Source organism: Novosphingobium humi, assembly GCF_028607105.1.
GTDB lineage: Bacteria > Pseudomonadota > Alphaproteobacteria > Sphingomonadales > Sphingomonadaceae > Novosphingobium > Novosphingobium humi.
Map to the genome: position 1 here is coordinate 401,683 of NZ_CP117418.1, position 13,685 is coordinate 415,367.

Annotated in this window: 8 protein-coding genes; 2 read left to right on the forward strand and 6 right to left on the reverse strand. The window is 65.6% G+C overall.

Annotated elements, in window-relative coordinates:
• Positions 1-3: 3 nt before the first annotated feature.
• Positions 4-4,218: a translocation/assembly module TamB domain-containing protein gene (locus tag PQ457_RS17740; RefSeq protein WP_273620177.1), complete on the reverse strand. Its 4,215-nt coding sequence runs from the start codon at positions 4,216-4,218 to the stop codon at positions 4-6.
• Entirely contained in the window at positions 4,218-6,269 is a 2,052-nt protein-coding gene (locus PQ457_RS17745; protein WP_273620178.1) for an autotransporter assembly complex protein TamA, read from the reverse strand. The genes PQ457_RS17740 and PQ457_RS17745 overlap by 1 nt, the downstream gene beginning before the upstream one ends.
• Positions 6,270-6,627: 358 nt before the next feature.
• Here PQ457_RS17745 and PQ457_RS17750 point away from each other — a divergent pair, with 358 nt between their 5' ends.
• Both PQ457_RS17750 and PQ457_RS17755 read left to right on the forward strand, forming a co-directional pair.
• Positions 6,628-8,367, forward strand: coding sequence for a hypothetical protein (locus tag PQ457_RS17750; protein ID WP_273620179.1), 1,740 nt, complete (start codon positions 6,628-6,630; stop codon positions 8,365-8,367).
• A gap of 24 nt (positions 8,368-8,391) precedes the next feature.
• On the forward strand, positions 8,392-8,922 hold the full coding sequence (locus PQ457_RS17755) for a hypothetical protein (protein ID WP_273620180.1): 531 nt from the start codon (positions 8,392-8,394) through the stop codon (positions 8,920-8,922).
• Here PQ457_RS17755 and PQ457_RS17760 read toward each other — a convergent pair.
• The 4 genes from PQ457_RS17760 to PQ457_RS17775 form a co-directional block, all read right to left on the reverse strand.
• A complete protein-coding gene (locus PQ457_RS17760; protein ID WP_273620181.1) occupies positions 8,919-9,986 on the reverse strand; it encodes an acyltransferase family protein in 1,068 nt (355 codons plus the stop codon). The two genes, PQ457_RS17755 and PQ457_RS17760, sit on opposite strands and share 4 nt — an antisense overlap.
• Before the next feature lie 70 nt (positions 9,987-10,056).
• Positions 10,057-11,643, reverse strand: a complete 1,587-nt coding sequence (locus tag PQ457_RS17765; RefSeq protein ID WP_273620182.1) for an ABC-F family ATP-binding cassette domain-containing protein — start codon at positions 11,641-11,643, stop codon at positions 10,057-10,059.
• A gap of 176 nt (positions 11,644-11,819) precedes the next feature.
• Positions 11,820-12,590, reverse strand: coding sequence for an ABC transporter permease (locus PQ457_RS17770; protein WP_273620183.1), 771 nt, complete (start codon positions 12,588-12,590; stop codon positions 11,820-11,822).
• Positions 12,587-13,513, reverse strand: a complete 927-nt coding sequence (locus PQ457_RS17775) for an ABC transporter ATP-binding protein (protein WP_273620184.1) — start codon at positions 13,511-13,513, stop codon at positions 12,587-12,589. Before PQ457_RS17775 ends, PQ457_RS17770 begins: the two co-directional genes overlap by 4 nt.
• Positions 13,514-13,685: the final 172 nt, after the last annotated feature.

Genomic DNA, 13,685 nt, shown 5'->3' on the forward strand with positions numbered 1-13,685 from the left:
TTCTCAATACCGCTTGCGATAGCGCGCCGTGACGCCGGTGCCGCCGAACTGGCCTGCCTGACTCAGGACCGAAAACGCCTTGGTCAGCGCGATTTCCAGCTGGGTGGCCATATAGCCGCGCGTGTCGGTCACCACCTCAACATAGATGTTGTTGGTGATATATTTGCCCGCCGCCAGCGCGGTCTGCCGCCCGGTGGCGGCATCGGCGCCCAGCACGCGCAGGCGGCTGATCGCGGTGGCCGATTGCAGCGCCCCCAGCGGATTAAGCCCGCCCTTGGCCCCGCGCAGCGTGTTGAGCGAGGAGGCAAGCTGGACCGCCTGAAGCGTCGAGAGGCTGCCCACCGGCCCGCCGAACAGAATGCGCGCCATCAATTCATCCTGCGGCAGCGCCGGGTCGGATGTCAGCGCGATTTCCGGGTTCGAGCCCGTGCCGGTGATGACGATGCTGATCGTCACATCCGAAATCGTGCCCGAGGCCCGGATATTGAGCGCCGGATCGGTCAGATCGCCGCCATTGAGCGTGATCGTCCCGCTGTCGATGGTGAAACTATGCCCGGCAAAATCCAGCGTGCCGCGCACCGCGCGCACCGTGCCGGTAATCGCTGGCTGGGTGGTCGATCCGCCGATGCGCAGGTTGCTCGACCATTCGCTGTCCAGCCCCATGCCGGTCACGAAGATCTGGTTGTCGGCCCGCACCCGCATATCGAGGTTCCAGTTGACGGGCAGTGAATGCACCGGCTCGGCATCACCGCTGATGCGCTCCGGCCCGATGGCGGGCTTGTGGCGCACGCCGCTCAGCGTCGGCACCGCCGCCGAACCCTGCCGCACGATGCGGTAATGCGTTTCGGGCAGGTCGAGCGTGCCGCTGACCGTGGGCGGTTGGCCCGGCGCATTGACCAGCTTGATATCGCCGCTAGCCCGCGCCGAGAGGTCCGCCCCGCTGGCCAATTGGGCATTGGCCATATTGATGCCCAACTGGATCGGATAGCCCTCCTGCGCGCTCAGAGAGATGAAGCCGCTGGCCTTGACCGTGCCGTCGCCCGCCTTGGCAGTCAGGCTCTGCACCTCCAGCCGGTCATTGGTGAACCGGCCCTGCAAGGCCATATCGTTCAGGCGCGTGCCATAGGTGGCATTGTCATAGACCAGATTTTGGGCGCGCACGGTGCCGGTGATGCTGGGCGCATGGGCCGATCCGCCGAAATCGGCCGCAATCCCGATCGGCCCTTTCAGGCTTTGATCGGAAAGCGCGGCCAGCGAGGCCAGCACATCGGCCGGACCATTATAGCGCACCCCGCCTGAAAGCGGCGCGGCCATGAGGCGATTGCTCCATGTGCCGGTTTCCGCCGCGCCCGGCGTGGCATTCACCTGCATTTGCCCGATCAGTGCATCCCCACGCCGCACCAGCGCCTGGGCATGGGCGGCCCGGTTGTCCAATTGCGCGGCCATGGTGATATCCACCGGCGTGGAGACTGCCGAAAGGCCCGTGCGGGTCAGCCCCGCGATATGAAGCTGGGCGTCGACCCTGGGCATGGCCCCGGCGCCCGCCTGATCGAGATCGAGGCTGCCCGACATCCGCCCGCCCAGCCCGAGATCAGGCACAAAGCCATTGACCAGCGCCAGATCAACGCCGTCAAGCCGCGCGCGCAGGGTGCTGGCCGCGCCATAGCGCCCCTCGATCCGCAGGCTGCCGTTGTTGACCGAAAGCGTGGCGGGGCGCAGCAGATAGCCCGCCTTTTCCGGCACGATCTCGACCGCCCCGCGTGAGGCGATGCTGACGCCATTGATCCGCCCATTGACCGCCACCCGCCACAGGTCGGGCGAGAGCCTGCCCTGCGCGGCCAGACGGAAGGGATAGCGGTTGCGCCCTTCGGTCAGCAGCTTCACCTCGCCCGCGCCGTCGCGATAGGTGATGTTGGCCCGCGTCTGCGCCAGATAGAAATCGCCCTGCCGCGCGCCCGCCAATTGCACATCGGCGTTCACCTGAGGCCGGTCGGCCATTACGGCATCGCCCTTGACCACCAGCCGCGCGATGGTCAGCCCTGCCTTGCCCGGCAGGCTGACGTTCTGGCCGTTAATCGCGGCCACCGCCCGCTGATGCGCGCCCATGGCGGACAGATCGACCCGCCCGTTCACCCCGGCCCCGGCCAGCGCCAGCGCGCCCGCGAATGGCCCTGCGGCCTGCTGCTGCACATGGCCGGTCAGCGCGATCCCGGCCAGACTGGTGCCGGGCCGCAGATCAACCGCCAGCGGCCCCTTGGCGGTGGAGACGAGCAGATCGGCGCCGATGGGGCCGTAATCGCTGGCCGCTTTGGCCTTGACCTGATAGGCGCCGCCCGCCCCGCGCACATCGGCCACCAGCGCGGCCAGCCCGACGCCCATGCCGGGGCGTGGCGCCTCCAGATGCAGCACCGGCTGCGCCACGCTGCCCTTTGCGCTCAACCGGATCGGACCATAGTGGTCGGAAGAGGCATCGGCGGCAAAGGCGATCTGCCCCTTGGCGTCATAGCTCCCCCGGCCATCGGCAAGGCGGAAGGCGGGCGCGGCAACGGTTAGTCCATCCACCGTCGCCACCCCGTCGCTGCCATAGCCCACCCGCGCGGTGATCAGCGCATTGCCGCCCAGAAAGCCCGCGATCCCGTCATTGAGCAGACGGGTCGAGCGCGCGCTCACGCGGCCTTCCAGCCGGAAGCCGCCATCTTCCTGCGTCTTGAGCCCGATATTGGAGGCGAGGTTGAAAATGCCCACGCTTTCCACGCGATAGCCGTTGATCGTGCCATTGAGCGTGCCGGTGTAGAGCGCGCGCGGCAGATCGGCGATCACCACGGCGCGCGCGTCGATCCGGCTTGATTGCAGGCGGATATTGTCGGATAACAGCCGCCCGTCGGCATAGCCGAAATCGCCGCCAAAGCGGACATGTTCGAGCAGGGGCGCCACGTTGGCCGAGACGCCGGTGATGGCCCGGGCCGTGCCGTTTATGGGAATGCGCCAGTGGTCCTTGTCGAGCGCGGCGCTGCCCGATGCGGCGAGGCCGTCGATGCGGGTGGCGCCAAAGCCGATGGAGGCCGCCTTGAGCGCATAGGCGATGCGCGGCGCGGCAAAGCTGCCATCGAGCGTTGCCTCGGCGACAATGTCATTGCCCGACAGGTTTGTCGCCAGCACACGCGGCTGCATCACCTTCAGGGCAAGGCGTATCTGATGCATCGTGTTGTTGCCCATATCGGCCATACCATCAACGGCCAGCGCGAAATTGGCATTGCCGATCCGGGCCGTGACCTGCATCTGCCGCTTGTCGAAGGCGGCGGTGGCGTCCACTTTCGTCTCGGGCTGGAACAGGGCGCTGTTCTGGCCCTTGAGCCAAACGTTGGGATGGGCAAGGCCCGCGATGTGAATGGTGCCGGCGCGCGCGTTGATCACCATGTCGGCCAAAGGTTTGCCCCCCGCGCTGGCCGCCAGCGAACCGTTCCATGCCTTCCAGTCGCCCCGCCCGGTCAACCGCAGATGGCGCGCCTCGGCCTGCCCGGTCAGGGCCGCGAGCAGGCCGTCGGCGGGCGTATCCAGCGCGAAATCCATGTTCAGCCGGTTGATCTGCGGCACGGCATCCAGCTTGAGCGCCAGCCGGTCTCCGCCCGCCACGCCGGGGGCGACCAGCGCCACGGCCCGCGCGGTGATCTGGGCTCGCCGGTCGGCGATATGGGCTTGCCCTTGAAGGCTGACGATATGGCGCCGGCCAGTGATGGCAGGGGCAATCTCCAGCCGATCCACCGCCAGTTGGCCCACGTCAATATCCAGATCGGGCAGCAGCGGCTCATTGCTGGGCGGCGTGGGTTTGAAGCGGGGTGCGCGTTCCAGCCGCGCGGCGGGAATATGCAGGCGCCGAATATCCAGATGCCCGCCGATATAGGCCAGGGGCCGATAATCCAGCGCCACATTTTCGGCATGGAAAAACCGCCCCTCCGGATCGCCGATGTCCAGATTGCGGATAGTCAGCGCGCCCAGCAGCGAGCCTTCGATCCGGTCGACACGAAGGCTCATGCCATTGGCAAAGGACAGGCGGGAAATCTGCGCGGCCACCATGTCGCGCCCGCTCTGCGTCGAAAGCCAGATCCACAGCGCCGCCGCCAGCGCCACAAGCACACCCACCGCGATCGCGGCATAGCGCAACGCCTTGCCCAGCAGGGGTTGGCGGGGCCGAACCTGCGGATTTTCCACCTGCTCCATCAGAATGCCTGCCCGATCGAGACATAGACCGCCACGCGCGATTCCCCGATCTGTCGGTTGATCGGCGTGGCGATGTCAAAGCGCATCGGCCCGAAATTGGTGTAATATCTCACGCCCACCCCCGCGCCAAAGCGCCATGAATTGAAGGTGGGCACTTCGCTGGTAAACACCTGTCCGCTGTCGACAAAGCCCACCACGCCGAAATTGCCAAACCGATAGCGCAATTCCACGCTGGTTTCGGCTTGGGAACGCCCGCCGATGGGGTGGCCGTCGGGGTCTTTGGGGCCAAGCTCCTGATAGCCGAAGCCGCGCACCGATCCGCCGCCGCCTGAATAGAAGCGCCGCGATGGCGCAATGGATTCGCGCGAGGCCCCGCCGATCATGCCCACCCGCGCCCGCCCGGCCAACACCAGCTTTCCGGCGATGGGATAATAGCCGGTCGCCTCAAAGATCGAGCGGGCATAGGTTTGTATGTTGCTGCCCAAGGATGCCTCGGGCGAGAGCGTGGCCGACAGGCGATAACCGCGCGTGGGGTCGAGCAGCGAGTTCGACCGGTCATAGGTGATCTGTCCCGGCAGCGCGAGGATGTAGAAGGTGCGTCGGCGCTCGCCCGCCTGTTCAAAGGCATAGTCCTGCTCGTTTGATCCGATCAGTTCAAAGCCATAGCTGTAGGTCCAGCGTTTTTGCCAGATCGCGGTGCTTGCGCGCGAGATGCGCCCTTTGAGCGCGCCGGTAAACGCCTCATAGGCATCGAGATTGGTATGGTTGGCGCTGATCGACAATTCGACCGTGCGGTCGCGCAGCCCCGCGTTGGACCGGCGGAAGGTGCCCGAGACGCCCTGCTCGCTGGTGCCTGCGGTGGCGCTGGCGATGATGGCGCCTTCGGGCGGAAAGAGATTGGCGTGGCTCCAGCTGCCCACCGCCTTGATGCCTTCGCCGGTCGAATAGCCCGCCTGCGCCGAGAGCGAGCGCGGCGGTCCGGCCCGCTGGCTGACGACCAGATTGGCATATTCGGTGTTATCGGGCGCGCTGGTGCCGGTCTGGGCGGGGTCCACCGTGACCGTGGCAAACAGGTTGGTGGCCACCAGCGCCTTGCGCAGATCGTCGACCTGACGGCTGTCATAGAGGTCGCCCTTGCGGAAACGGGCGATGGTGGCGATGTGGTGGGCGTCAAACACCGGGCGGCGGCCCTTGATCCTGATATCGCCAAAACGGCTGCGCGGGCCGGGCGTGACGGGCAGGGTGTAATCGCCAAGGCCGGTGGCGGCGTCCAGTTCGATGTCTCGTTGGCCGATCTTGGCAAAGGGATAGGCCGATTGGGGCAGGATCACCCCCAGTTCGGCCTCGGCCGACAGCACGCGCTCGGCCACGATGGGTTCGCCTGAATGGATGCCGAAATGGCGGGTGAGCAAATCGGGCGGCACCAGCGCGGGCGCGTCAAAGCGGATTGCGCCCAGCCGATAGCGCGGCCCCGCCGCCACCGCCATGGAAACGACGATATCCCCCGGCTTGCCCTGCTCGGGCATGGCGACCGAGGATTGCACGCCCGCGTCGAAATAGCCCTGCGAGGCCATCACATCGGAGAGCGCCTGCCGGTCCTGCTCGATCCGCGCGGCGATGGCGGCGGCATTCGTCGCCTTGCCCTTGCCCTGCTTCAGGGCGGAGACAGCCTCGAAACTGTCCACCAGCGCGCCGCCCTCAATCGGGGCTACCGGGTCGGCATCGCGCAGGTTTTCCAGCCCGGTCACATGCCAGCGATAGGACAGGCTGGGCGCGCTTTCGGTCTTTGCGCCGCCATTGTCATCGCGCAGCGCTTCCTTGTTGAAATCGTCGAGCGGGGTGAGCGGTTTGGTCAGGTCGGGATCGGCGGCAAGAGGAGGCTGGGCGGGGGGCGGATTGGTGGCGGCCGGTTTGGCGGGTGCGTCCACCGGCGGAAGTGCGGCCTCGAAATCGCTATCGGTGATGATGGGGGAGGGCGGCGCGGCGGGTGCGGGCTGAGCCGAGGCGGTCCCGGTCAACATGGCCCCGGTCAACATGGTCCCAGTCAACACGGCCCAGCCGATCATCATGGCGGTCCCGGATATTCCCCGAGGGATTTGCCGGACGGTTTGCCGGGCAAAAATTCGTGCAACATGGCATCCGCGCGGGGGAAAGAATGCGTCCCTCATTTCGCATTCCGCGCCTTGCCGCCGCGCCGCTTGTAAAACCTTCCGCAAAAATGGCCCCCTTTTGCCACCAGGCCCAATCCTGTCACCTGCCATAACACGCCAGAACCGAGAATGATCCGTCGCCATGACAATTTGCCTTGTCCAACGCCATTTTGGCGCAACACGCAGGGGGAAGCGGAGGGGAAAGGCCCGGTGATAAGGTTTAGGAAAGCATTAGCCATAAAGGTGCGATGGTTTGGCCATGAGGATCATCGAGCAGCTTTTGCAGGGCGGGGCCTTGCGCGAGGCGGGTCAGGCGCCGCTGCGAAGAGCGGTGAGCTGGGCAGCCATCATCGCGCTGGTCGGCTTTGCCTATGCGGCGCTGCTGCCGCCTGTTCTGGAGATCGGCGGGGCGCTGCTGTATCGACAGGATCGCTGGCTGCTGCTGGCGCAGGCGGCGATGCTGGCCGGTTCGGCCCTGCTGGTCCGGCGCCGGATGCGGACGTTGAGCGCCGATCCGCGCCTCTGTCTGGCGGCCTTTGCGCTTATGGCGTCGGCCTGTCTTGCGGGGCATGATTGGCTGCTGGGCGCATATGATCTGAGCCGTGATGAACAGATGGCCAGTTTCGATGCGGCGGTCTTTGCCGACGGGCATTTTTCCCAGCCGCTGCCGCCCATGTGGCGCGACCATGCCGATGCCTTGAACACGCTTTTCATGTATCCGGCCGAACATCGTGCCAGCTGGATTTCGTCCTATCTGCCGCTGAATGCGGCGCTGCGCGCGGTGTTCGGCCTGCTGGGTGATCCGGCGCTGGTCGGTCCTTTGATGACGGCGCTGGGCGGGGTGGCGCTGTGGGGTTGCGCGCGGCGTATCTGGCCCGCGGACCGCGAGGCCGCCGCAGTTGCCGCGCTGCTCTATCTTGGCTCGGGTCAGGTGCTGTTTGCGGGCATGACCTCCTATGCGATGCCGGCGCATCTGGCTTTGAACCTCGTCTGGCTCTGGCTCTATCTCAGACGGTCATGGCGGAGCGATGTTGCGGCGCTGGCGGTCGGTTTTGTGGCGATGGGGCTGCATCAGCCGATCATGCACCCCATGTTCGCCGCGCCCCTGCTGTATCTTGTCCTGCGGGAACGCAACTGGAAACGGGCCGCCCTTTTTGCGATCGGCTATGGGCTGGCGGGCGCCTTCTGGTTGTGGTGGCCTAACTGGACATGGCATCTGGTTCAGGCGGCCGCGGCTGCGCTGCGCCCGGCGGGGGTGGATTTCCCTTCCCGTCTGATCATGGTGCTGTCCCAAGGACATTACGCCCGGGCCCTGCCCGACATGACGGTCAATCTGCTGCGCTTTCTTGCGTGGCAACCTGTGCTGCTCCTGCCCTTGTTTGTCATGGGGCTGGCGGCAACGCGCAGCGATCCTCTGGCCCGCGCCCTTGCCGGGGGCCTGTGGCTTACCGCTTGCGTGATGACGCTGATCCTGCCCGAACAGGGGCATGGCTTTGGCTATCGCTATTTCCACGGCCTGATCGGCAATGGCATTCTGGTCGCCGTCTATGGCTGGAAACGGCTGAGGGACGCCAGGCCCATGTGGCGCAGCCTGCTGCTGGCGACGACAGCTTTGGGTCTGGTTGTGATCCTGCCGATGCAGGCATGGATGGCCTACAGCCAATACCGGCCCTATGCCGAGCTGGACGCGCGGATTGCGGCCAGCCCTGCCGCCTATGTCCTGATCGGCCCGCTCGACGCGCCCTATGCTCAAGACCTTGTCTATAACGCGCCCCGTCTGGATCGCGGCCCCATCCGGTTGCTGCGCGATCTGGTGAGCCCTGCTCTGGCCGCAAGCCTTTGCGTTGGTCGGCCGCAGGTGGCATTGATCCGCCCGGACGCCTATCGCGGCATCGCCGCCTTTTTCCGGGGCCGCGCCGATCCCGGAGCGGTTCATGAGAATGCACGGGCGGCTGCCATGCTTGGGCGTGCGGGTTGCCGTATCGCCTATCTGGACTGATGCACGATAAGGAAAGCTCTGCCTGTGAACTTTGCCAAGGCCCATGAACACATGCTCGGCAAGCTGGGGCTGGGCCTGTTGCCGCGTGATGGCCGATCGGCGGTTGCGGAAACGGCCTGGACCGTTCTGGGCGTCACCGCCTTTATCGCTATGCTGGATCTGTGGTTGTTTCGCGGCCGTCTTGCGCCGGGCTATGTCGCCTTCTTCACCAGTCCGCTGGGCGGCAGGACGCCCGTCTTATGCGTCTGGTCCTTGGGCGAGGAGGTCATCTATCGTCTGGGATGCATGACGGCATTGGTCGCCGCAATCAGGCTGCTCCGGGGGCCTACCGGGCCGGCGGCCTATGGGCTGGCGGCGGTTGCTGCCCAGATGATCGGCGTTTGGCCGCAATTGGTGCAGGATCCGCTCTATGGTTCGCTGCGCTATCTTGCCGTCGGGGTGGTGTGGGGATTGCTCTATTGGCGCCAAGGCTGGTTTGCGGCGGCCGCGGGGCACGGGCTTTCGCATCTGCTGATTGACCCCGTGCTGCTGATCGGGCTTAGCCACACCGGTTAATGGCTCATAAACGAGGCTGCGCCTCGCGCCTCGACGGCGGGAGCGGCGGATTGTGCCCGCGCCAGCCAATGGCGGATGGCCCGGCGTCCCGGCACTTCGATCCAGCGAAAAGCCCCCTCGGCCGCCGCAAGCGTCAGCGTCGCGATGGCCGCCTGCGCGGCAACAAAGCCCGGCCAGTTCAGCCCTTGTGGGGGCCAGATCCCGTCAATGGCGTGGATAAACAACATATGCACCATATAGAGCCCAAAGGAGCGCTGCCCCAGCCAATGCATCACCGCGCTTTCCATGACCGGCATGCGCAGCGCCAGCAGGACCGCAGCGGGCCAGGTCAGCAGACCCAGCGGCACGAGGGGGCTGATATGGCCATTGTCCAGCCATAATCCCGCCCCCACCATGGCCCAGAGCAGCGCGGCGGGCAGGCGCGCGCCCAAGGCGCGGTTGCGCCACACCAACTGGCCGGTAAAGAAGCCCAGAATGCCGCGCGGTATGGTTTCGCCAAACCACGGCCCGCCCGGATGGCCCAGCACCGCCAGCCACCATCCGCAACCCACCACCGCCAGCACCGTGATCCACAACAGCACTCTTTCGCCAAGCCATGCCCCGGCGGCAAACAGCGCGTAACACAGGATCTCGATGGTCAGCGACCAACTCGCCGAATTGAAGCTGCGCGCGCTCATCAGGTCAAAGCCCTGAAGCATCAACGCATGGGCCGCAAAATGCGGACCATTGTTGCCCCCGCCCCATGAAAAGGCCGCAAACAGACACAGGACCGCAAAATGCAAAGGCCACAGACGGGCGAAACGGGCGACCGCAAAGGCCCGCATCGCCTGAGGCCGGCGCAATTGATCGGGGGCGCCGTAAACATGGGCAAACACAAAGCCGGACAGGACGAAAAACAGGTCCACCAGCGTCCAGCCCTTCAGAAACACCCAGCCGGTTATCGGGTCCAGACGGACGGGCAGATCGGGCCAGTTGGCCATGTGATAGAGCACGACCCCGGCCGCGGCAAAACCGCGCAGGCCATCCAGCCTTGCCAATCTTTCGCTGCGGTCGCGTTTTTCCATGTCTGTTCCCCGAAGGGCATCCTGTTACGCGCCGATGCGTTAAGAACTGGTTCGGTCGGGCCGGTACACCCTAGGCGGGCCCGTCCAGCCGGATTTGCCGGGCAATGCCGACGGCCTCGCGGAAGGCCGCGTCATGGCTGACGATCAGCAGCGCGCCATCATAGCCGCGCAGCGCATGTTCGATCACCTCGATGGATTCCACATCAAGGTGGTTCGTCGGTTCATCCAGCATCAGGAGCTGCGGCACCGGCATGGCCGAGAGCACACAGGCGATCCCGGCCCGCAGACATTCCCCGCCGCTCAGATCGCGCACCCGCCGCTCCCCTTCGGTGTTGCGAAAAGCGAAACGGGCGAGCGCGGCGCGCAGGCTGTTGTCATCCAGCGTCGGATTGAGCCGACGCATATTCTCCACCAGCGTTGCCCTGCGGTCGAGCAGGCTGACCGTCTGGTCGAGCAGGGCGTAGGGAACCGGGCGCTCGATCCTGCCGCCGGTGGGCATGGCAAGGCCTGCGGCCAGTTTGAGAACCGTGGTTTTGCCTGCGCCGTTCCGGCCGGTCAGCGCCACCCGCTCCGGGCCGCGCAGAGAAAAGGACAGGCCGTTGATGATCTGACGCTCTCCGGCGCTCCAGCGGACATCGTCAAAAGCCAGTGCAAGGCGGCCCGGCGGCAGGTGACAGGGCGGTATTTCCAGCCTGAGCGGGGTTGCCACCTCGACGCGGGTGCGAGCCGCATCGCGCGCATCCGCCTTGGCTCCGATCCGGTCCTCGGCCTGGGCATGGAGGCGGCCCGCACTGTTTTCGGCGCTTTCGCGGCGGCGGCCCAGCAGGATCCTGGGCGCGCTGCCGGCGGCGGCATAGGCCCGGCCCGCGCGATCACGCCTGGCCTGTCTTTCGCGCGCGGTCTGGGCCTCGCGTCGCGCCGCGCGCATCTGTCGCTCCGCCTCGTCAAGCTCCGCCTCCGCGCGCAGCCTTGCCGCATCGCGCTGTTCGACCCACGATGACCATCCGCCGCCGTGGATCGCAACGCCCACCGGCGAAAGCGCGACGATACGGTCCATGCCTTCGAGCAGCGCGCGGTCGTGGCTGACCACCAAGGCCCCGCCGCGCCAGTTTGCCAACAGTCCGGCAATCGCCGCCCGGCCATCGTCATCCAGATTGTTGGTCGGTTCATCCATGAGCAGCAGGTCGGGCTGTTCGATCAACAGGCGCGCGATGGCAAGGCGTGTCCGCTCGCCGCCGCTGAAACTGGCCAGCGGGCGATCGAGGTCAAGCGGCGGCAGACCGGCGCCGGTCAGCGCCCCTTCGAGCAGATGCGGCAGCGTCCAGTCGGCTTCGGCGAAATCCTGTTCGCTCCCCGTCCCGGCCTCAAGCCGATCAAGCCTTGCCAATGCGGCAGAAACGCCCAGCGCCTCGCCCGCCGTTTCATCGCCGGGCATGACCGCCTGTTCCAGCATGCCGACCGTGCCGCCCAGCGCCACTACGCCGGATTGCACCGGGGCCTGCCCCAGAATGGCGCGCAGCAAGGTGGATTTGCCGGAGCCGTTGCGGCCCACCACGCCGACGCGCTCGCGCCCGACATGAAGCGACAGGCCGGAAAACAGCACCCGACCGGAGGGCGTGGCAAGGACCACGGATTCAAGTGTAAGAAATGAGGGCATGACAGTACCGGAAATAAAAAAGGGACGGGCGATTTCAGCGCGTCTTCCGGTCCATTTCATGCTCCTTTTGCACTCCGGCCGATTGCCGGGAAGCGTTCATTTAGCACAGCCCGACCGAAGCTGCAAATAATGGGGTGCGTTCCGGCATCCTCTGCTCCGTCACGCCCTCCTTGCGCCTAGGGCTTGAGCCGCCATCCGCTGCGGAATATCCATGTCAGCGCGATCAGACACAGCGCCATGAAGCCTGCGGTAAAGCCAAGGCTGGCGCCCACGCCGACATCGCCCAGACCATAGAAGCTCCAGCGAAAACCGCTGACCAGATAGACCACCGGGTTGAACAGGCTGACCGTGCGCCATGGCTGGGGCAGCATGTCGATGGAATAGAACGCACCGCCCAGGAATGTCAGCGGCGTGATGATCAGCGAGGGAATGATCGCCAATTGCTCGAAATTCTTGGCCCAGATGCCGATGAGAAAGCCGAACAGGCTGAAGGTCAGCGAGGTGAGCAGCAGAAAGGCGACCATCCAGACCGGATGCAGAATGCGCACATCGGTAAAGAAAGTGGCCGTGAGCAGGATGATCAGGCCGATCACCACCGATTTGGTGGCCGCCGCGCCGACATAGCCGATCACGGCCTCGACCGCGTTGAGCGGCGCGGAGAGGATCTCGAACATCGTGCCGGTGAATTTGGGGAAGTAGATGCCTATCGAGGCGTTCGAGATACTTTGGGTCAAAAGGCTCAGCATGATCAGCCCCGGCACGATGAAGGCACCATAGCCCACCCCGCCGACATGGCTCATCCGCGAGCCGATCGCGCCGCCAAAGACGATGAAGTACAGCGCGGTGGTGATCACCGGCGTTGCCACGCTTTGCCATATGGTGCGCAATGTGCGGGCCATTTCGGTGCGATAGATCGCCCAGATGCCGTGGAGATTGATCCCGCTCATGCCGCCTGCTCCACCAGATTGACGAAAATGTCCTCCAGCGAACTGCGGCTGGTGTCCAGATCGCGATAGGCAATGCCCAGCCTGTCGAGGCGGTGGAGCAGCGCGGGCATGCCGGTATCCTCGGCCTCGGCGTCAAAGCTGTAGATGAGATGCAGCCCGTCCTCGGCCAGCGTCAGCGACCATTCGGCAAGCTCGGCCGGGATGGCGCTCAGCGGCGCCTGCAGGGTCAGCGTCAATTGCCGCTTGCCCAGCTTGCGCATCAGCGCCGCCTTGTCCTCGACCAGCAGCAGCCGACCGCCGTTGATCACGCCCACGCGGTCGGCCATTTCCTCGGCTTCCTCGATATAATGGGTGGTCAGGATGATCGTCATGCCCCGCTCGCGCAGCTTGCGCACCAGCGCCCACATGTCGCGGCGCAGGTTGACGTCCACGCCCGCCGTGGGCTCGTCCAGGAACAGCAATTCCGGTTCGTGGCTCAATGCCTTGGCGATCATCACACGGCGTTTCATGCCGCCCGACAATTCCATGGTGCGCGCATGGCGCTTGTCCCACAGCGAGAGGTCGCGCAGGATTTCCTCGATATAGGCCGGATCGGGGGCCTTGCCGAACAGGCCCCGGCTGAACCGCACCGTATTGAGCACGGTTGAGAACATATCCAGCGCAATTTCCTGCGGCACCAGCCCGATGCGCTGGCGCGCTTCGCGGCGGGCATGGTCGATGTCGTGGCCTGCGACGGTGATCGTGCCCGCGCTGCGCGTCACCGTTCCGCAGACGATGCTGATCAAGGTCGTCTTGCCCGCGCCGTTGGGGCCGAGCAGCGCGAAGATCTCGCCGCGTTCAATGAACAGATCGACGCCTTCGAGCGCCTTGTGGCCGGATTTATACTGTTTGCCGAGAGCTTCGATCGAAAGGATCGCGGGCATGAAGCCTCCGTGTGGGGGATGGAACCGGCAGGATGCGCCGCCGCACCCAAGATGGCGCGATCGCGCCCGATGTCCAGTCCCGTTCGCCAAATATATCAGGCGCCTCTGTTGCGATGGTCAAAGAAGACGGCGCGATGGCATTCCATCGCGCCGTTCCGGTTTGCAGATGCGG